The sequence below is a fragment of the Sphingobacterium sp. PCS056 genome, from assembly GCF_023273895.1.
Lineage (GTDB): Bacteria > Bacteroidota > Bacteroidia > Sphingobacteriales > Sphingobacteriaceae > Sphingobacterium.
On record NZ_CP096883.1, the window covers coordinates 4,235,229 to 4,254,937 of the forward strand.

12 protein-coding genes are annotated in these 19,709 nt (G+C 41.6%); 6 read left to right on the forward strand and 6 right to left on the reverse strand.

Features of this window, described 5'->3' with window-relative positions:
- Nucleotides 1–3 precede the first annotated feature (3 nt).
- The 4 genes from MUB18_RS17700 to MUB18_RS17715 all read left to right on the forward strand — a co-directional run bounded on the left by MUB18_RS17700 (nucleotide 4) and on the right by MUB18_RS17715 (nucleotide 6,149).
- Complete coding sequence (locus tag MUB18_RS17700; protein ID WP_248754089.1) at nucleotides 4–1,554, forward strand: RagB/SusD family nutrient uptake outer membrane protein; 1,551 nt, start codon at nucleotides 4–6, stop codon at nucleotides 1,552–1,554.
- A gap of 3 nt (nucleotides 1,555–1,557) precedes the next feature.
- Nucleotides 1,558–3,618, forward strand: coding sequence for a family 16 glycosylhydrolase (locus MUB18_RS17705; protein ID WP_248754090.1), 2,061 nt, complete (start codon nucleotides 1,558–1,560; stop codon nucleotides 3,616–3,618).
- A 1,176-nt stretch (nucleotides 3,619–4,794) separates the two neighbouring features.
- Nucleotides 4,795–5,172 carry a transposase gene (locus MUB18_RS17710; protein WP_248754091.1) on the forward strand — a complete coding sequence of 126 codons (378 nt, stop codon included), beginning with the start codon at nucleotides 4,795–4,797 and terminating at the stop codon, nucleotides 5,170–5,172.
- Nucleotides 5,169–6,149 (forward strand): IS3 family transposase, encoded by a 981-nt coding sequence (locus MUB18_RS17715; protein WP_248754092.1) that lies wholly within the window; start codon nucleotides 5,169–5,171, stop codon nucleotides 6,147–6,149. Before MUB18_RS17710 ends, MUB18_RS17715 begins: the two co-directional genes overlap by 4 nt.
- Before the next feature lie 525 nt (nucleotides 6,150–6,674).
- Here the strand turns inward: MUB18_RS17715 and MUB18_RS17720 are convergent.
- A complete protein-coding gene (locus tag MUB18_RS17720) occupies nucleotides 6,675–9,155 on the reverse strand; it encodes a phosphocholine-specific phospholipase C (RefSeq protein ID WP_248754093.1) in 2,481 nt (826 codons plus the stop codon).
- Between the two features lie 410 nt (nucleotides 9,156–9,565).
- Here MUB18_RS17720 and MUB18_RS17725 point away from each other — a divergent pair, with 410 nt between their 5' ends.
- Nucleotides 9,566–9,991, forward strand: coding sequence for a hypothetical protein (locus MUB18_RS17725; protein ID WP_248754094.1), 426 nt, complete (start codon nucleotides 9,566–9,568; stop codon nucleotides 9,989–9,991).
- Between the two features lie 113 nt (nucleotides 9,992–10,104).
- Complete coding sequence (locus MUB18_RS17730; protein ID WP_248754095.1) at nucleotides 10,105–10,770, forward strand: hypothetical protein; 666 nt, start codon at nucleotides 10,105–10,107, stop codon at nucleotides 10,768–10,770.
- Nucleotides 10,771–10,819: 49 nt separating this feature from the next.
- Here MUB18_RS17730 and MUB18_RS17735 read toward each other — a convergent pair whose 3' ends face one another.
- The 5 genes from MUB18_RS17735 to MUB18_RS17755 all read right to left on the reverse strand — a co-directional run bounded on the left by MUB18_RS17735 (nucleotide 10,820) and on the right by MUB18_RS17755 (nucleotide 19,673).
- Complete coding sequence (locus tag MUB18_RS17735; RefSeq protein WP_248754096.1) at nucleotides 10,820–11,227, reverse strand: hypothetical protein; 408 nt, start codon at nucleotides 11,225–11,227, stop codon at nucleotides 10,820–10,822.
- 251 nt (nucleotides 11,228–11,478) lie between these two features.
- Nucleotides 11,479–13,533 carry a glycoside hydrolase domain-containing protein gene (locus tag MUB18_RS17740; RefSeq protein ID WP_248754097.1) on the reverse strand — a complete coding sequence of 685 codons (2,055 nt, stop codon included), beginning with the start codon at nucleotides 13,531–13,533 and terminating at the stop codon, nucleotides 11,479–11,481.
- Between the two features lie 101 nt (nucleotides 13,534–13,634).
- Nucleotides 13,635–14,858, reverse strand: coding sequence for a YdcF family protein (locus MUB18_RS17745; RefSeq protein ID WP_248754098.1), 1,224 nt, complete (start codon nucleotides 14,856–14,858; stop codon nucleotides 13,635–13,637).
- Between the two features lie 31 nt (nucleotides 14,859–14,889).
- Nucleotides 14,890–16,410, reverse strand: a complete 1,521-nt coding sequence (locus MUB18_RS17750; protein WP_248754099.1) for a RagB/SusD family nutrient uptake outer membrane protein — start codon at nucleotides 16,408–16,410, stop codon at nucleotides 14,890–14,892.
- Between the two features lie 14 nt (nucleotides 16,411–16,424).
- Nucleotides 16,425–19,673 carry a SusC/RagA family TonB-linked outer membrane protein gene (locus tag MUB18_RS17755; RefSeq protein WP_248754100.1) on the reverse strand — a complete coding sequence of 1,083 codons (3,249 nt, stop codon included), beginning with the start codon at nucleotides 19,671–19,673 and terminating at the stop codon, nucleotides 16,425–16,427.
- Between the last annotated feature and the right edge of the window lie 36 nt (nucleotides 19,674–19,709).

The following is a 19,709-nucleotide window of genomic DNA, read 5'->3' on the forward strand; positions in this document are numbered from 1 at the left end:
CTTATGAACACATTTAAATATATCCTCATAGCAAGTTGTATCGCAGTACCCCTCTCCATGAGTAGCTGTAAAAAGTTTTTAGACAAGCCTCTTGAAAATCAACAACGTTCGGAAGAAATCGACTACAGCAATACTGCCCTCATGTATGGCCCTGTTTCTGGCGTATACCGATCAGCCGCAGACGACAATCTGGTGCATTGGATCGATCTTTCCATACGCTGTATGCGAGATGATGACTTCCTGCAGGCGGCACCCAATCCAAATGATAATCCAGAGTTAATGGCGATCAAAAATTTCCAAAATGATGTAACGGTTCAGTCCTATTGGGGACTCAATCAGTCTTGGATCAGTTATTACAGTCTGGTTATCGCAGTCAACAATGCGTTGATTGAGCTGGACAATTTTGCTGCAAAAATACCCGCGAGCAATACCAAAGACCTGATCTTAAATAAGCAATATAAAGCTGAGGTAAGATTTCTGAGAGCCTATGCCCATCTCATGGCTTCTCGCCTCTTTGGAAATGTACCCATTTTGATCGACAGTGAAAACATAGGACGTCTAGCAACCATCGAGAAGAGCACTGCGGCCGAAGTAAGACAATTTATCATTGCAGAAATGAATGAATGTATCGAAGATCTCGAAGATGCACGTCCCAATCAGTCCATCCATATCGGTGCCGTTACCAAATATACCGCACTGCTCCTAAAAGCTAAGGCTGCTGCAGACCTTGCCGGAAATGATAATGGGAGTCCCCATTGGGAAGAAGTCTTAGATGCAACCAATAAGATCATTGCGAGCAATAAATTTTCTTTATATCCAAACTATTACGAACTGTTTAAGATACCTGGAAAACTAGCGAACGAGTCGTTATTTGAATTGCAATATTCCGATTTTGGCTTAAGCACAGGAGATATTGTACGTCCAGGAGTAGACTGGGGAACATTTTTTAAATGGCAAGGTCCATCTGGGGATCAAAAAGGAAGTCCCATTTCAGGTGCGGGATGGGTTCCTCCGTCGCAAGATATTGTCGATTTTCTAACAAATCGTGGAGACAACGAACGTTTAAAAACAACTATTCTCTATTGTGGAATCAACGGCAACCCAGCGACCTCGGCAACCACGCCTAGTGGTGACGTTGTCTATGGTAATCCATTTGGTGTTAAATATTTTAATGGAAAAGCGTATCTTCCAAAAGCACAAATGACCGCAGGAAGAATGGAATATGGCGCAAATAATAATGTTCGGATACTTCGTTACGCCGATGTATTGCTTTTAAATGCGGAAGCAAAAGTAAGAAAGGGACAAAACGGGGATGAACCGTTCCGATTAGTACGAGAACGAGCTAAATTAGGAGCAATTTCGAATGTCACGTTAAACCAGATCCTGGACGAGCGTCGAGCTGAATTTGCTTGTGAGTGGTGGGGCGAACGTTTCACCGACTTGGTTCGTACAGGAAAAGCAAAAGATGTATTTGGCGCTAAATTTATTCCTGGCATGAGTGAATCTTTGCCAATACCGCAAACTCAAATAGATGCTAATCCTAATTTCAGATAAATCATGAAGTATATTAAAATAGGGATCTGGTGTTCCCTACTCCTTTTTAGCGTACAGCTAGCAGTATCGCAAGAAAACAAACCCGTCAAAACCGTCATTGCTAAAGAAAACGGTGGTTATATTATCAAGCGTGACGGTCAGCCGTATTTTATCAAAGGAGCTGGCGGCACCAATTATATGGATCGTCTAAAAGCGTATGGAGGTAACTCCATACGCACTTGGAGTCCCCAAAATGCCGACAAAATATTGGATGAGGCCCAACGCTTGGGACTGACTGTCACCTTAGGATTGGATGTCCGAGCTGAAAGGCATGGATTTGACTATAACAATCCTGAACTGGTCGCTCAGCAATTGGAAGGAATACGAAAAACCGTACTCCAATACCGAAACCATCCAGCACTTTTAGCCTGGGGAATCGGCAATGAGCTCAATCTGCATTATAGCAATCCCAAAGTTTGGGACGCTGTCAATGATATTGCGGCCATGATCCATGAGCTGGATCCCAATCATTTGGTGACCACTATGTTGGCAGGTATCAACCAAAAGGAGTTTGACTATATCCAAGAAAAATGTCCAGCTATCGATCTCATTGCTGTTCAAGTATATGGCGGTCTCGCCTCCGTACCTGAGCAGATAAAACGTGTTGGTTGGAAAAAACCGTACATCGTCACCGAATGGGGACCTACAGGACACTGGGAAGTCACCCAGACTCCTTGGTCTGCTTCTATTGAAGAAAATAGTAGTGAAAAAGCTGCTGTATACAAAAGTCGCTATGAGGCCTCGATCGGAAAAGATAATCATTGCTTGGGTTCTTATGTGTTTTTGTGGGGTCAGAAACAAGAGCGCACCCCTACCTGGTATGGCTTGTTCACAGAAGCAGGTGAAGAAAATGCAGTCGTAGATGTCATGGAATATCTCTGGTCAAAAAAATGGCCTGCAAACAGATCCCCACAGGTATCGTCCCTGCTGTTAGATGGAAAAAAGGCAGCTGACTTCGTTTATGTCGAACCGGGGAAAACTTATCCTGTTGCTGTGTCTGTAAACGATCTGGATGGCGATAAATTAACGACTCGCTGGGAGCTTCTCCACGAAAGCACCGACCTGAAAGAAGGTGGTGACCGTGAAGAAAGACCAAAGGCTATTCCAGGACGTATTGCAGCTGAAGGTGAACAGCACACACAGCTTACAGCTCCCGCAGAAGAAGGCGCATATCGATTATTTGTCTATGTTTCCGATGGTCACAACAACGTGGCTACAGCCAACATCCCTTTTTACGTAACGGCTAATAAGTCAAACATCAGCGCCGCAGGCACAAAAAACACCTACCGTTTTTCAAGTGATCCCATTTGGGCAGATGAATTTAATTACGAAGGCTTACCAGACACGACAAAATGGTCGTACGATGTAGGTTCAAAATATAACGGCTGGGGCAATAATGAGGATCAGTATTATGTCGCGTCTTCTTCCAAAAACTCGATTGTAGGCAAAGGAGTTTTAAAAATCAAAGCTTTAAAAGAAAGTAAAAGTGGAAAACCCTACACTTCTGCCCGTTTGGTCAGTAAAGGTAAGGGTGATTTCTTATATGGCCGATTTGAAGCCCGAGCAAAATTGCCCAAAGGACGCGGTACTTGGCCAGCGATCTGGATGCTGCCTACAGAATCAACGTATGGCAATTGGCCCAATTCAGGTGAAATAGACATACTCGAACACGTGGGTTATGATCAAGATGTATTGCATATATCGACGCATACCCAAGCGTATAACCACAATATCAATACTCAAAAAACGGCCACAAAAAAGGTAGCTGGTGTTTCCGATGTGTTCCATTTATACCGCGTAGATTGGACCCCAGAATACATCAAAGGATTTATCGATGATCAAGAAATTTTTTCTGTTGAAAACGAACATAAATCCTTTGCGGAATGGCCTTTTGATCAAAAATTCCACTGGTTGCTCAATTTAGCCATCGGCGGAAATTGGGGTGGCAAAAACGGGATTGATGAAAGAGCATTTCCCGCAGTTTTTGAAATTGACTATGTCCGGGTATATGAATTGCTACCTTAAATCATTGGCATTATCCATCTGGAATTGAAGAAGTAAAATATCTAATTTTAACAAAAAAATCTTTCCAGTATGGAGCTGGAAAGATTTTTTTTATAGCATGCACTTTGGTTCTCTTGTATTCAATTTTCTAGCATGGAGATGCCACCTCCTTTTTTCTTATTTAAACATACCGTATCAACGCCATAAAATTGTTTTCAAATTCAATATAGTTGCATACACAACAATATAACCAGCGAACACGAAAGCTCCTACTTTTTTAATCCAATCGGTCAATTTCACCGCTGGACATAAGCCACAAACAGATTTTTAAAATGGATATCTAACCTCAACCCCTTCATTCAAACATCAACACGAAGATCATCGACACTGAAAATTTAGATTTCAACAAAAAATCCTTGCGACACCTCTTCAAGACATCCTGAATAGCTCCAAGCTTTTTATTTAAGCAGCATTTTAGGCGATCAGATAGGTTATTGATCCAAAACCACTCTAGAACCTGAAAAAATAAATTAGATCGCTTAAAAGCGCTTATTTGAGATGAAGCAATCTTCAGGCATTGATCAAGTATAGATGAAGCATAGATAGAGCGTTGATAGTGCATGGATAGTGTATCAACAGGTACCGTTTTACGCACTATCCATGCTTGACCATTACTTAGCATATGCACTACGCATGCTTGGGAGATACATGAACCACCGTGTTCGCGCGCTGGTCTAGTCGGGGCCTCCTGATCTTCAGCCAAGCTACTGACCTGAGTCGCTATACGGTACCTTTTTAGTAGCTTTTTGGTACCGCATGGGTATACTCCCCGTGAATAACCCGTACACTAACGGTACGCTCTTGGCCACTTGAAAGCCTTATTTTCCTTCAAAATTAACAGCAGGGATGTCCAGGCTATTTGGATCTGATTCGTACTTTGTTTTAACCTTGTTCGTACCTTGTTTTAAACTTTCTCTGTCCCTGCACCACAGTTGCAAAGTCCCTGCACCGTCCATTTCCCGGGTCAGGGACGGGAAATAGGCGGTGCAGAAGCGGTGTACAGACGGCTTTCGGTAAAACACTGTCCGAATCTGATATGAAGCTGGTATCGAGCTGGTTGCTGCCAAAACTACTCCGAATGTCCCTTCCTGAAAAAGGTTTACAAAAACCGAATATTAAAACCTTAAATTTAGTATTATGAAACAGCGTATGACAAAACGTAAATCAGGGGGACAACAAGTTTACAGCGACAGCTTCAAGATCTTAGTTTCCAGGGAGTACCTAACAGGCAAGTTTAGTTATTCCCAACTTGCAGAGAAATACAATCTTCCGGGAGAAGCGACTCCTCGTTATTTTATGAAATGGTACCAGCAGTGGGAAAGCAATCTAGATCTGGAAGTTCCACAGATTGTAGATTCGGAAGATCCCGGGATAAAAAATGAACAAGAGCTCAGGGATGAGCTTTTTGAGGCAAACCTCAAGATTACCGCCCTGGAGATACTGATCAAAAAAGCGGAGGAGCTCCATGGGGCTGGGTTGGTAAAAAAGTCTGGGGCCAAATCGTCCAAGAAATGAAGTCGTGTTACCAGAATATTTCGGTGACCAGACTTTGTGGACTATTTGGCAGAACTAGGCAGTCCTATTATAAATATATGGGCAGAGAGCAGGAATATTCCGTTCGCAGCGGACTTGTATTGGCCAGGGTACGAGAAATACGGAAGGACTCCCATCGCATGGGTGCCCTTAAGCTTCGCAGCATACTGACCAAAGAAATGGGCAGCGCGATGATTGGACTGGGAAGAGACGCTTTCTTTAGGCTGTTGCGTGAGAATGACCTTTTGGTCAAGTGCAAACGCAGGTATGCCATCACGACCCAATCAGACCACCGTTTCAAAAAGTGGCCCGATCTTGTGCAACGTAGGCAAGCCCTGCATCCCGAACAGATATGGGTGAGTGACATCACCTACATACGCATCCGGGACAAATGGATCTACCTGTGCCTGATCACAGACGCCTATTCCAGAAAGATCGTGGGCTACAAACTTACTCACAGACCAACAGCCCAGGCCTGTATATCAGCGCTCCGGATGGCCATAGCGCATAGGATGTACCCACAGAACATTCTGACCCACCATTCGGATCGAGGTATCCAATATTGCAGCACAAATTATATCAGTATATTGCAAGAAAACGGTATTGCCATAAGCATGACACAGTCCGGAAGTCCATACGACAATGCTGTGGCAGAAAGGTTAAATGGTATCCTAAAAAACGAATATCGGATGGCCGAGACTTTTCCAGACTACAAAACTGCGCTTAACCAGCTGGTCAAAGCAGTCAACATATACAATCATTTTAGGCCACATATGGCCTGCAACATGATGTCTCCACAGCAGGCACATCAGGAATGGAAGAACCAAAATGTTCCTGGACTCTTTCAGCGACGTAGTCCGGATGCAAAAAAGTTCCGCATCAAAATGAGGGAAACAGTGGCTAGGCAACGGACAACTGATAACAGTAAGAAAAAAGACAATGACAACCATATGCAGTAGAAAGAAATAGAATGTAAAATATATATAGTAATCTGTTCGGTATATGTAAACCTATTTCAGTATAAGACAGAAACATCCAATTTGGTATTCTTCTGCCTTTCTTCGACCTTTCTTCTAGACTTGTTCTACCTCCACCTGAGTCTCCTTCGAGTCGGCTTCGAGTGTCCCCTCACTCCCTGTCGAAGCCCAGTCGAAGCCACCTCGGAGCCCACTCGAAGCGACCTAGAAGATGGGGCGAAGTTGGTCAGGAAAAGGTTGGAGGATTGCCGACCCAATGCCGAGCCAGTCTCCAAGTGATCCCGACAGGCATTCGAAACTTAATCAAAGCATATGAAAAGATTAAAGAAAAACAACACTAGTTGCTTGTGCAACAGTGCTGTTTAATGTGTTTTTTCAACCGTTTATTCAGGTAGACATAGGGGTTGTTTATATGTCACACCCACCCATAAACAACCACAAAAAAAATCGCCTGGTTATCCTAGGATTGCATGGCGATTAACATACGATATTAGGATCGCTAAGTTTTTATGCCATTAATGGATCGCTTTTTGCATTTCCACCAACTTCAATACGTCCTGCAAACTGCTCGAAATAGCTCAAATATCCAGTACAGCTTACTTTTATATCATACCAAAAATGCTGTTTGGATAAATCAACTTCGACAACCTTACTGGAATCTGCACCCAGCTTAATACGGCGTGTTGCTTGTCCATAACTGTTATCTTGAAGCCATACTTCAACCTGACGGTCTTCTTGATTTGCGATCTCAAACAGCAATCGGCCAGTAAATCCTTTACCTTTTTTATCATGTTCGTAACGACAAGAAATTTTAATTTTTGGGTTTTCTTTACTACCAGCAAATGTTCGAAAAAAACCATTAGGACCATAAACGCTCAATTTGTACGCAAGATGATCGAAGGCATCTAATGACCAACTATCCTGCAACCGATCTCCTGCGACAGTAGCATAATTCCAACTTCTGCCTTGTTCATTATCATAAGGGGTTTCGCTGTAAACGGTAAATGCTGCCCCCGCTGATGCAGAACCGAACACGCGGTTTGCAGCTTCAAAGGAAATCTGATAGGCTTGATTTTTTTGATCAAAATATCCGTCAACATAGAGTTCGTACGGTAATCCACATGAATCTCTAGAACCTTTTTCTTGCTTTGGAAAGTAAGGAGAAATGCGAGGATCTTGATCTATCTGATCTATTTCAGCTTGATCTAAAGGTTTAAATCCTTTGGGTAGATCTTTATATTGTGCTTGATGAATGCTTTTTATGAATGATTTTTTCTGGACAAATTCGGGCTTTGCTATCACTTCTCCTTTGTAAGGTCTGAAAGCCGACGTTAAATCTCCACAAACTGCCCTCCTCCATGCCGTAATATTGGTTTCTTTGATATTTGAACGTGTTTTGTGGCTAATGAACCGCTCTAAAAACTGCAATGGTGAAGTGTGGTCAAATACCTGTGAATTGACCCAGCCTCCTCGGGACCACGGAGAAGCAATAATCATCGGTACACGATACCCTAGACCGATATTACTTTCACGCCCACTTTCGGGGTGATATTGCTCTTCTTTTCTTACATACTCCAACCGTGTGTCGATGCTTTGAGAAACTTTACCTGAATCTTGACGATAAGGATTTGGCGCAGCAAAAGGAGCCACATGGTCAAAATAACCGTCATTTTCGTCATAAGTAAGGATAAAGATGGTTTTTTTCCATACTTCTGGATTTTTAGTTAAGATGTCCATGACTTCACTGACATACCAGGCTCCGAACCAAGGTGAATCTGGGTGATCCGAAAAAAGTTGTGGTGCCGTCAGCCATGATACCGTGGGCAGTTTGCCTGTATCGACATCTGCTCTAAACTGATGCAAGATATCACCCTTCGGTATCTGGAGTTGGCGAGTCTCATCGCCTTCTTGATATTCCATCTGCTCGAGCTCCATATAGTCTGGAGCAACACTGTTATTGACAAATGCGCGTCGGTGGATTTCTTTTGTGTATGCACTCAACTTTTCAAAGTTTTCATCTGTATACAGCTCTTGTTCCTTTACCGTTTCTTGCAGCCGCTTTTGTAATTTATCGTACTCTTTCCCAGCTGTAATGCCTTTTTTGTTGAGTTCTTCAAGCTTCACATTGATCTGCTTTCTCTTTTCAATCAATAGATCTTGATACCGCTTGCTATATTTGACAGCATATTGGGGGAAATACTCCATGACATTGCATCCAAAATTCCCCAACCAACTGTTTTCTTGACCACTGTACCCCTCACTACTGGAAGATATTTCATTTTGATAGATTTTCCAGTCCACACCATTGTCGGTAAGGCGTTCGGGAAAAGTTTTCCATGTGGCTTTGCCGCTAAACTCAGAATCTCCATTCCAGACCAGTGCATTATCGGTCAGTTTTTCTCTGATATTGCCTGTCCAAAAATAGAGTCTATTGGGGTTGGTACCGGTTAAACTGGAACAAAAATGTTGATCGCAGATGGTAAACGCATCGGCCATGGCATAGTAGAAAGGTATATCTTCACGTGTATAATGGCCCAATGTTAAGGGCATCTCTTTAAAATCTTTAAATCCCGAACGCTTGACATCTAGCCATCGATCCATCTTGCCTTGATTACGTGCATCGGTCTGGTCTGTCCAATTATGTGGCAGGCAGCCCATCCAAGTGACTTTAGAATCTTTAATATCCAGTCGAAAAGGGGCATAAGTTTTACCATCCGATTGGGACTGTAGCCAAACCTTGCGGTGATTGGGTTGGCGGACAACACGCGGGTCGTTAAACCCTCGAACTCCCCTTAGCGTGCCAAAAGCATGATCAAATGATCTGTTTTCTTGCATCAGCAGAACAACATGTTCTGCATCATAAAACGTGCTTCCTAATGTAGGATTAATGGCCATGGCTTTAGCAATAGATTGAGGGAGCAGTTGTGACAAGGACATACCACCTGTCAGCATCGCTGCTTTTTTTAAAAATTCTCTCCTGTTATCCATTTTATCAATTATTCTTTTAAATCATCTTTACTGAAAGAGCTACATAAATTCAACTTTTCCTTTTTATAGCAACATACGATCGCTTCTTCTTTCTGATGTTGTAATATCATACTAGACTGAAAATATGAATAATAACTTGTTTATAATGAACAGCAATTATAAACTAATTATTGGAAATAGAATATAATTTTTTTCATCATTTCGATGTTGCTCATTAACCATCATGCTTTGTTGTGATTAGAGATTGATCGCATTCGTTCAAATAAGTAGCCAAACATGATAAGGTATTTGAAAAAGCTAAAGATCATACCGGAGAAAACTTTTGGAACGGTGCATCTTATAGGTGCAAGTAAGCGATAATCTTATTATCTTTAAGATCTATCTTCTTTCAATCATTTAGATATGCTATTATGTTTACCAATATTACACCTCTTTCCGATCAACTAAAAAAATATATTACCTGCTTTACAATATCACATCATAGAGAGACCTTTCCTTTAAAGTACACAGCATTTCCTAATCTGGGCACCTGTCTACCCTTATTTAACCAGACGTCCATAGGCATCAAGCCCAACGAAGTTACTTTCACAAAAGATGTAACACATGGACCAAAAATTATCGTCTTGGGTAGATTGACACAACCAACCATCATTACGTTTAATGATCCTGTAGACGAAATAAGCATTAATTTTACACCGTGCGATATCAACTTTTTTTTTAAGGTTCCATTTATAAAAATAGCAGCTCAGTCCTCTCAGTTGCTGAACGAATCCAAATGGTCTAAATTTGCCTCTCAACTCTTTACGGTTCCTATTGAAAATCGGTGTGGTTTATAAAAGTGTATACTCAGGATCAAATAAATGATATTATTAAAAATAAGTAAACCTATCTTTAACAGTTAACGTGAGCTTCTTTTGACAAATGATTTAAAACTAATTGTTAAGTGATTATGAGAAGAACTAAAACTTATGCAAAAAAAGCATATCGTATTTTTATTGGATTACTTTCAGTACTGTTTGTCCTATTATACAGCTCCTGCAGTTCAATATCTCCGAAGTATTTAGCAAAAACTGCCGATGACTACACTGTTTCTAAAATAGTATCCCAAGAGGTCTACACCTTTGATAATTTTCCACTGAAAATAGGGAACCGAATAAATCCCATTCTGGAAAAGAGTTCAAAGGAAAATGCCGACTGTCTCTGGAATTTCATTGAGCCTGGTTATTATAAACGGGATAGCCTCCAATTTCTTTACGAAACTTCATTGGAATTAATTAGCAAAAATAAAATTCTATTTAAATTGATTGATACTGTGGGTCATGTTGTGCGGAAAAAAATAATAAAAATCAGATCGGAACCACAAAACTTTATCTCGTTTCGAAAGACAGATGTGGACATTTACATTTTATTAAATAGATTTATCTCGACAACATCCTGCTTCGCCATAGCTAAAAATGGTGAACTAATCGTATCAAGTGAAACCACAGCAGCTGGCTTTCTCGTGTTTTTTCCTTTTGCAGGGAATCAGGATATTGCGACGAATACGTATAAAAGAATCGTAATACCCTCTTTTTACAGCGATCCAATCGCCCAAGATTTGAAAAAGCAATTCTGATTAAATAAGAAAAGATCATATCAAAAACTTAATAGCTTCTTTTTATTTATCAATGAAAGATAGTTAAGTCTTTACGAACTAAATTAAAACTCTGATTGTCTTCTTTACCAAAGGAAACTTTCATTATTTTTGGATCTAAAAAATCAACTTTAATAAGTTTTATATTCCCATCAACTTTGTCCTTAAATGAATTAAATACTTCTTTAGAATAAATCTCCAGGATAAGTTCTTTTGAATCAGACTTCTTTATTCTATAAAGCTTCTGATAACTGTGAACTTTTTGATTTTTAAACAATTGAAAAGTGAAAATGTTATCTCCTAAAAAATTTATACTTTTTAGAGTTCCTTCACTCTGATTTTCCCAATTTCCTTTTAATAATTCTTCTGTCTTTATTGTTGGCTCATGGAAACTATAAAAGATGAATGCCAAAACAAAACTTAATACCTTTAATCCCATAATATATTATATTAACCCCTCTAATTTACAAATGATCAAGTGATTAAAAAAATAAATTTCAAATACTTTTTCAACAGATAGCTAAACCTATCGACCATTATTAAACCGATTGGTTCACCTCAAATTACCCAAAATCAACACGATTGGACTCTCTTTTTATAAGCGCATTTCAGTGCAACACCAAACTCACAAAACAGCCATTTGGCAATCCCAAACGGCTGTTTGTTAATCAGTTTAATCAGCCCTTAGTCTCATTCTTTCAGATCTGAAACCCAGATATTGGCTGTACCATAAGTAGAAGGTTCGGCGCTGGCTTCTATCTCCAGTAATCCACCTTTACGGAGTTCGTCATGATGCAACCACAGTCTGTCGATATCTTTACCATTGAGCAAAATCCGTTTGACATACTTGTTTTTATCGTTATAGTTGATCACTATGATTTTAAGTTTCTGCTCTCCCCGCTGTACAACGATCTCTGGAAATAAAGGGACGCTGACATAATAGATAGGCTGTCCGATCAAAGGCTGATGTAGGCCCAATGCCGTCAATACAAACCAGCCTGACATGGCGCCGGCATCGTCATCCATAGTCCGTACAAATGCTTTAGGTTGGTTCTTGTATATCCGGTCTATGAAGGGATCGATACCACGGCTATTGTCATTAAAGTAATATTGTATGACCGTATCCAGAGCCAGCTCCCGTACCAATGATTGATAGCGTGATGGCTTACTGCTGGCATAATAGGATGTGGGTGACTGTATATCGGGTTCGTTGGCGCGATTAAAATAATGATGATCAAAAAAATCATCCAATTGTGCTGTAAATGCTTCTTTGCCTCCAGCCAGAGTGACCAGTCCCTGCATATCAAAGGGTACATTCCAACGGTATTGACGGATTGTACCTTGATACATATTTCTTGCTGACATACGGTCTACATCCGGACGAGTGAGATCTTTAAATTCCTTTAACCAAACACCGGCATAGCTGCTAGCTCGATCGAGGTAATGCTTACGATCTGCTGGCAACAAACCTGCCATAGCCCACATGTCATAAGCAGCTTCTAAATATTTATCGGGTTTTGAAAAATCGAAACGCATGGTATCCCGCACTAAGGAATCACGAATAGCGGATAAATGAATATCGTATCCCTTCTTACTCGCATCTAAAAGCACAACAGCTGCATGTTCTGTCCTAACGGAGTTTGCAGGCTCGTTTGGTCCGGCGAAATCAAACTTGCCGTAACGATAAAGATCTGAAACCGAAGAAACGATATTTTGATACTGCTGTGGATAAAGCAGCTCTAACAAAGGAAGCTGTGTTTTGTAATTATCCCAAATAGCCCACCCATGGTAGCGATTGCCTTTGGACTGGTGGACTTGCCCATCTGTACCCCTATAATGCCCATCTGAGTCATTGATCTGATAAGGAGACTGCAGGGTGCGATAAAGCAAGGAGTAAAAGAGTTTCTCGCGATTAGGATCTCCTTTGACCGTGATACCTGACAGGTAAGTTTCCCAACGATGATCTGAGTCAGCCTTTACCTGAGCATAGGTTTTAGTGCTATTGGCTTTTAGAGTCGCCTCGGCATAATCGGTACTCACGGCAGAAAAAGCAATACGCAATGTAACCTTTTGTGTTTGATTGTCGAGCTGAAGTGTCAAGAGATTGTCTGCTCCTTTCCATTGGTTATTGTTTGCTACAGCGATGGCATAATGGACGCTGTATATGCCCACCCCACAAGTTGTTCTTGCTCGAATAGATCCTTTGAGCACACCGTCCTTTGCAAGCGTGTACGTGTTGGAAACAAATGCACCATTGAATGCATGTGCAAGATCTAATGTCAGCCCCTTTTCTCCTGCGGGAAACGTGTATTGATGAATTCCAAAGTTCTCATGCACTGCAAATTGTGCTTTTACACGACTTTTTAAGGCAATATCATAATATCCGGGGCCGGCTTTTTCCTGCTCTTTAATCAGAGGTTTGCCATCATCTTGAAGCCCCAAAAATGGCTTTACCAATATTAAGCCACCACTTCCCTTGCAGCCTACTCCTTCAAATCTATTGTGCGTAAACCCGAGTATTTCTTTGGCTAAGTGTTCATAGCCCATATGCAACGTGGGATAGGTTTGTGGCGCGATACTCATCTGATGGAATGGCGAAGATGCTGCCGGTGACAGTTGTCCGTGGTCTCCGGAAGATCCTAAAAACACATTTGTAAGTTCGGTCTTTGACTGTCCATGGAGGATCAAGACAGGACTTAAGCTGATTAGAAAACTGGTTGATAATTGTTTCAGATATTTTTTCATAACGCTATTTACAGGTCCTAAAAATAGACCTGTAAATTACTTTAATTTTGGTGTGGATAATAGATGAATTTGAAAATTATTGAAGCAGCTATCAAAAAATGCTACGGATCTAACGGTTCATCTGGATCTATGGTCAGGGATTCTATACGAGGTTTAAACTCCACGATAACATCACTGATGCGTTTACCCAATTCATAAGGTACATAACCTAATTCTCGTATACAACGATCGGCCATATTCTGAACGGCATCGATATGCGGCACACTGCTGTTGACGATAGCAAATTTATCTGCAGGAAATCCATAAGTCAATAAGATACGAGCAGTATTACGGAGATTGGTGGTGGTATGTCGGGCATGTGGATCGATCAAGATCGCTTCTTCGGGTACTCCCAGTACCTGCATCAGGTATCTTTTCATCTCAAGCGCTTCAATATAAGGTGTCTTATAGGGATGCACACGGCCTCCAGAAACCACAATAAAGGGTGCCAGCCCGTCAAAGTAACTGCGTGCCGCCATTCTGGAACGCAACATACCTCCTGGGCTGATAGGCTGATCGTATTGATCTGGACCGGCTCCCAAAGTTAAGAGAAGACTGTAAGGATAACGGGTAAAATCTGTTTTACGGATCGCTTCATATGCCTTCTTGTTTTCCTGCTCCATCAAAGGTTCCAATTGTGCGGCATCCCATCTTTCGTTTACTTCCAATAACCTAACGGCTGTCCAAAGAGATTCGTAAAAAGCCAGATTAGGTTGCCGCACGTCTTTGAGGACGTCTTGTGCCACGTCTTTGAGCAGGTACAGATAAGATTTGCTGGCAATATTAAAAGAAATCGAATCGATGCGCGGATAGTTGGGCTTCTTAGCTCCAGCATAGACATCGATCACGTAGTTCATTGCTTCTAGATCTTGTCGCAAGGCGCGAGCAAGATATTCATCTGCTTGCTTTCCCTGTGACAGCCCATAGGTCTGAGAATCCATCAACCGCTTACGGAATGACTGCCCTGTCTGCCTTTTGGTGTTAGCAACAAAGATATTCACCAAGAGATCAATCTCCTGTTGCTTCCATTTGAAAGCATCGAGAAAACAGGCAACGTCTGCACATGTAGTATTATTGAGGTAGCGGCTATGCCTTTGTTTCAGCAGATTTTGAACTTCAGGCAGAGATAGTAATTCTCCAGTCAGTATGCTATCTTGAATTAGAATAGAGGTGGCATAATAGTTTTTGGCGATCACCCAATCTTGTGGGCTTCTATCGCTATGAAACTCCTGGCCCCAGGATACATTCGAAAGGAACATACCCAGGGCGAGAAGCCATATTTTCATAGTATTGATCATAAGAATAGTTTGTCACTATTTAATATCCTGTATTTTGATACATTTTTTCAGGATTTAACTTATACTCGTCAAATGGTATCGGATAATAGCGATCCTTAATCGTAATATTGGATAATTTGGCATTGCCATAGTCGGCCTGACTCTTCTTTTTAAAATAATCGACCAGTCCATTTGCATCATAATTGCGGATGAGGTCAAACCATCTGTGGTTTTCAAAGGCTAGTTCTACACGGCGCTCATGCAAAATAGCATCTTTCAATGTCGGGTATTTGGCTGCGTAACTGGCATTAGTCCTTGAAACTGCATATGATGGTAAGCCTGCCCGAAGTCTAACTTCATCGAGTAAAGCAATGGCTTCTGCATCTTTACCTAAATGCATCTTCACTTCTGCAAGGAGTAACATTACGTCGGCATAACGGATCAGTATCCAGTCATTTCCTCCTCTTCCCTCGGTTCCTGCGGCTTCACTGTTGTCTCTGAATTTGGTGATAAACCAGTCTTTAACTTGTGCATGTTCGGCAAACTTGATCGAAAAGCTTTTGCGCAGATCTTGCTCTTCATAATCTTTTACCAGATCATGCTTCACATTGCCTCCAATACCTGTTGATACAAATTTTGAATTGATATCTTCTCCTCTTGCCTGATTATTACGCGCAATACTTGAGCTGTAGTTTTGATCACCTTGCAGATACTGAACTTGCAGCACTAATTCTTTACAGGTACTTTTTTTGTTAACATCAAAAACTTCTGAATAAGGGATCTCGGTAAGCTTTCCGAACGTACGCATTCCGTATGATGCTGCTAAATATTGCTCTGCTTTTTGAAAATTAACTTGTTTATCGCCGGCTAAAGTGGCACCCATTGTCAGGTAGACTTGCCCTAAAATAGCATTGATGGCTGCTTTGGAGGTACGACCCACAGCATACTGCCACTGCACATTGGGCAGGTTGCTGTTCAGGGCATCAGTCAGATCAGTTACGATCTGCTGGTAAACAGTAGCCTCTTTCTGTCTATAGGCAATTTCGGCAGCTTGCTCTTTGGTCGTGATCTCGACTGTTGACAACGGAATATCACCAAATTTGCGTACCATATGGAAATATAAGAGTCCCCTCACAAACTTGGTCTCAGCAATGTAACGTTCCTTGACTGCATTGTCTGCAAATGTTACGCGGTCGATATTGGACAATAGCGTATTGCAGCGTGCAATGCCATCGTACATCGCTGACCAGTGTGTCTTGATATAGAAATTACTCGGTAATATCGAAAAATCATTAAACTGGAAGGGTTCACCTGCATTGGACTGGTTATCATCGCGGCCGGTATTGTCCGAACGCTCTTCGCTATAAAGCGCACTGGACTCGCCGATAGTGCTTCCTGAGCGCAATGCTTGGTATAAACCATTCACAGCTAATAAAACGTCGTTTTCTGACTTGAAATATGCGCCGACTGATACCTCATTGGGATTTTCCTGATTCAAAAATCCTTTGTCACAAGAGGATAGTGCTAGAAGAACGAAGGGTAATAAATATCTTTTTTTCATGATAGTCGATTTTTTTAGAATGTAACTTTTAATCCAAGATTGAATGAACGCACCAAAGGATATAAACCGTAATCTACCCCGGGAGTCAGATTACCGCGCTGGTTATAGTCGGGCTCTGGATTGTAACCTTTGTATTTGCTAATGGTAAATGGATTGTCTACACTTGCGGATATCCTTATTCCTGAAAGAGATAACTTATTGGCAGTTGCAGTTGGTAAGCTGTAACCCAAGATGATATTGGTCATCCTAAGGAAGGAACCATCTTGTAGGTAAAAAGTAGACAAACGTGTGCTGTTGCTCTGGGTTCCGCCACGTGAGGCACGGTATACTTCGCCGTTGCCCGGATTTGAGGCCGATCTATAGCGTTGCGCCACATCTGCATATTGATTGCCCGAGCCTTCCATATTATACAGGTAGTAATCATAACCATCCAATACTTTATTTCCTTGCGATCCATTGAATGAAGCTCTCAAGTCAAAGTTTTTATATCGTGTATTGATCGCAAAACCATAGGTGAAATCAGGATGCGGACTACCGATAATACGTTTGTCTTCATCATTTACTATACCGTTGCCATCTACATCTTCAAAATAAAGATCGCCGGGTTGCATTGGATTGGTTGAACCTGCAGATGGTGCAACACTTTTATAGTTTTCTTCGGTCGCTACTCCCAATACTTTGAAACCGTAGAACATACCGATTGGACTGCCCTCTTGGGTAATATGTGTGATGTATGAACGCTCCGCCCCATTGGTCATAATGGTAGATCCTCCACCAAGATCCAGTACTTTATTACGGTTGACATTGATATTGCCACTGATCCCTAAATTAAAGTCTTTTTTACGCACTAAGGCAGCATCGACTTGAAGATCAAATCCTTTGTTTTCAACTTTACTATTGGGCAGATTGGTCAAGATCGTAGTCGCTCCGGATACTGCGGTGATCGGCTGGTTGAACAACATATTGGACGAACGGCTCAAATAAATATTGGTCATGATATTCAAGCGACCTCGGAGAAGTCCTAAATCCAATCCAGCATTGTATTGTGAGGTGGTTTCCCAACCCAATTTCGGGTCACGTAAATCTCCTGGCGCAAGGGCGGTTTCTACTTTATTGCCAATGATCACACCTGTGGGTGAATTGTAGGTGGTGATGGCATTATATTCACCAATATTGTTGTTTCCACTTTTTCCCCAACTTGCTCTTAGTTTCGCCGTTGATCCCTCTCCTAACCATGCATCATAAAAATCTTCTTTGGAGATGGTCCAACCGGCAGAAACGGAAGGAAATGTTCCCCATTTGGTGTTAGGCCCAAACCGAGATGATCCGTCTGTACGAAATGAAGCGGATAGAAAATATTTGGATGCATAGCTGTAATTAACGCGGCTAAAATACGACTGCAGTGTTGTAATTCTTTTGTAAGCGCCTAGTAGCTGAAAATTTGATGGATCTGCCCCTTTGTTAGTGATCTCATCGATCGCATCATTCTGAAATCCATTGGCGCGAACAGACATATAGTCGACATCTGTCCTTTGTGCCGAATAGCCTAATAAAGCCGTTACTTGATGCTTATCCGCAAATGTCTTATTATAATTTAACGTGGTCTCGACTAGCTTGTCGATCTCACTACGGGTAGTAGCATCGGCATAAGCGGCGGCTTTTGCAGAATTAGAATAGGGTGCATTATTGCCATTTGAAATACTGGTAGGTCGATAATAATCGTGCTTCTCGTCGTAAGTTGACAAGCCACCGTTTACCTTTAGGTTCAAACCTTCTAAGATGGAGAAATCGGCAAATGCATTATATAACCCGCGTTTTCCGCGTCTATTATTTTTGATCTCAGTGACGTAGGCCAAGGGGTTTTCCGGATTTTGGACGCCATAGTTATTGGCCGACAAATCGGCCATTAAAAATTTAGCGTAGCTACCATCTTCATTATAGACAGGTAGTGTAGGTAAATAAATTAATGCGGCCATAGAAGGACTCCTATCATAACGGCCTGTAGTCACTTCGTTGTTATCGTTGTAGGTGAAAGAGACATTGGCACCGACAGTAAGCCTTTTGCTCACCTTGGCATCGGTATTGGCTCTGAAGTTAAAAACCTGTTGCCCTGTACCCAACATAATACCTTGCTGATCTTGATAGGAAGTACTTAAAAAATATCTATTTTTATCATTCCCACCATATGCAGATACGTTGTGGCGTTGAAAAGGTGCATTGCGATACAAAGCATCCTGCCAATCCGTATCATATTTTGCTTTCTTAGCCAGACCTGTCGAAAAATCGTAATATTCTTCTGGAATTGAAACCGAACCGGCGTTACTGACACGGGCGACACGATCGGCATTGCTGTCTAAGCGCATATTATCATTCCAGGTCAATCCTTTACCAGTGACCAAATCTTTGTAAGCATTATTACGACCATCGATCAACAAGTCGATAAATTCGGCTGAATTTAATAGATCTATCTTTTTTGATAGCTGCCCAAAACCACCTAATACTTCGTAATCTACTTGACTACGCCCCTCTTTACCGCGTTTGGTCGTAATAAGGACCACACCTCCTGCCGCTCTGGAACCATAGATCGCGGCAGAAGCAGCATCTTTGAGGATATCGATGGTCTCGATATCATTAGGATTGATATTCAAGTTATTGCCCGACGGATAGCCATCAATAACATATAGCGGATCTGAACCTGCATTGATAGAGCCCATACCGCGCACCTTAATTTTGGTTCCCTCATACGGTGCTCCGCTTGTTTGCATGATTTGTACACCGGCTACTTTGCCCACTAAGGCTTGTGAAAGTTTAGGCGATGTCAGGTTGAGCTCTTCAGCTTTTACACTTGCAATCGCTCCTGTTACATCAGATTTACGGATTTTTTGGTAACCAATGGATACCATGACCTCCTCGAGCTGCTGGCCTTCTGAAACCAATTTGATCTGAAATCCACTTAAAGTAGTAACGGTATACTGCGCTGTGGCGTAGCCAATAAACCGTATAGAAATGGTGTCTCCTACTTTTCCTTCCAGCACAAATTTACCGTTCTGGTCGGTCTGATAATCTTGTTGGGTGCGTAGATTACGGACGGTAGCTCCGCTAATGGGCTGACCATCTGCATCGAGCACAGTTCCGGATAGCTGCTGTTGAATATTCAGTTCGCTTTTCAACAAGGCTATTCTTAAATTGCTTGCTTCTGTAGGTAGAGAGTGGCATGTAAGTGGTAATAACAGCCACAATAGTCTAGATGATTTAAAGTACATGAGTTTTGCCTTTACAAATAAGATTGATTAGCGGCA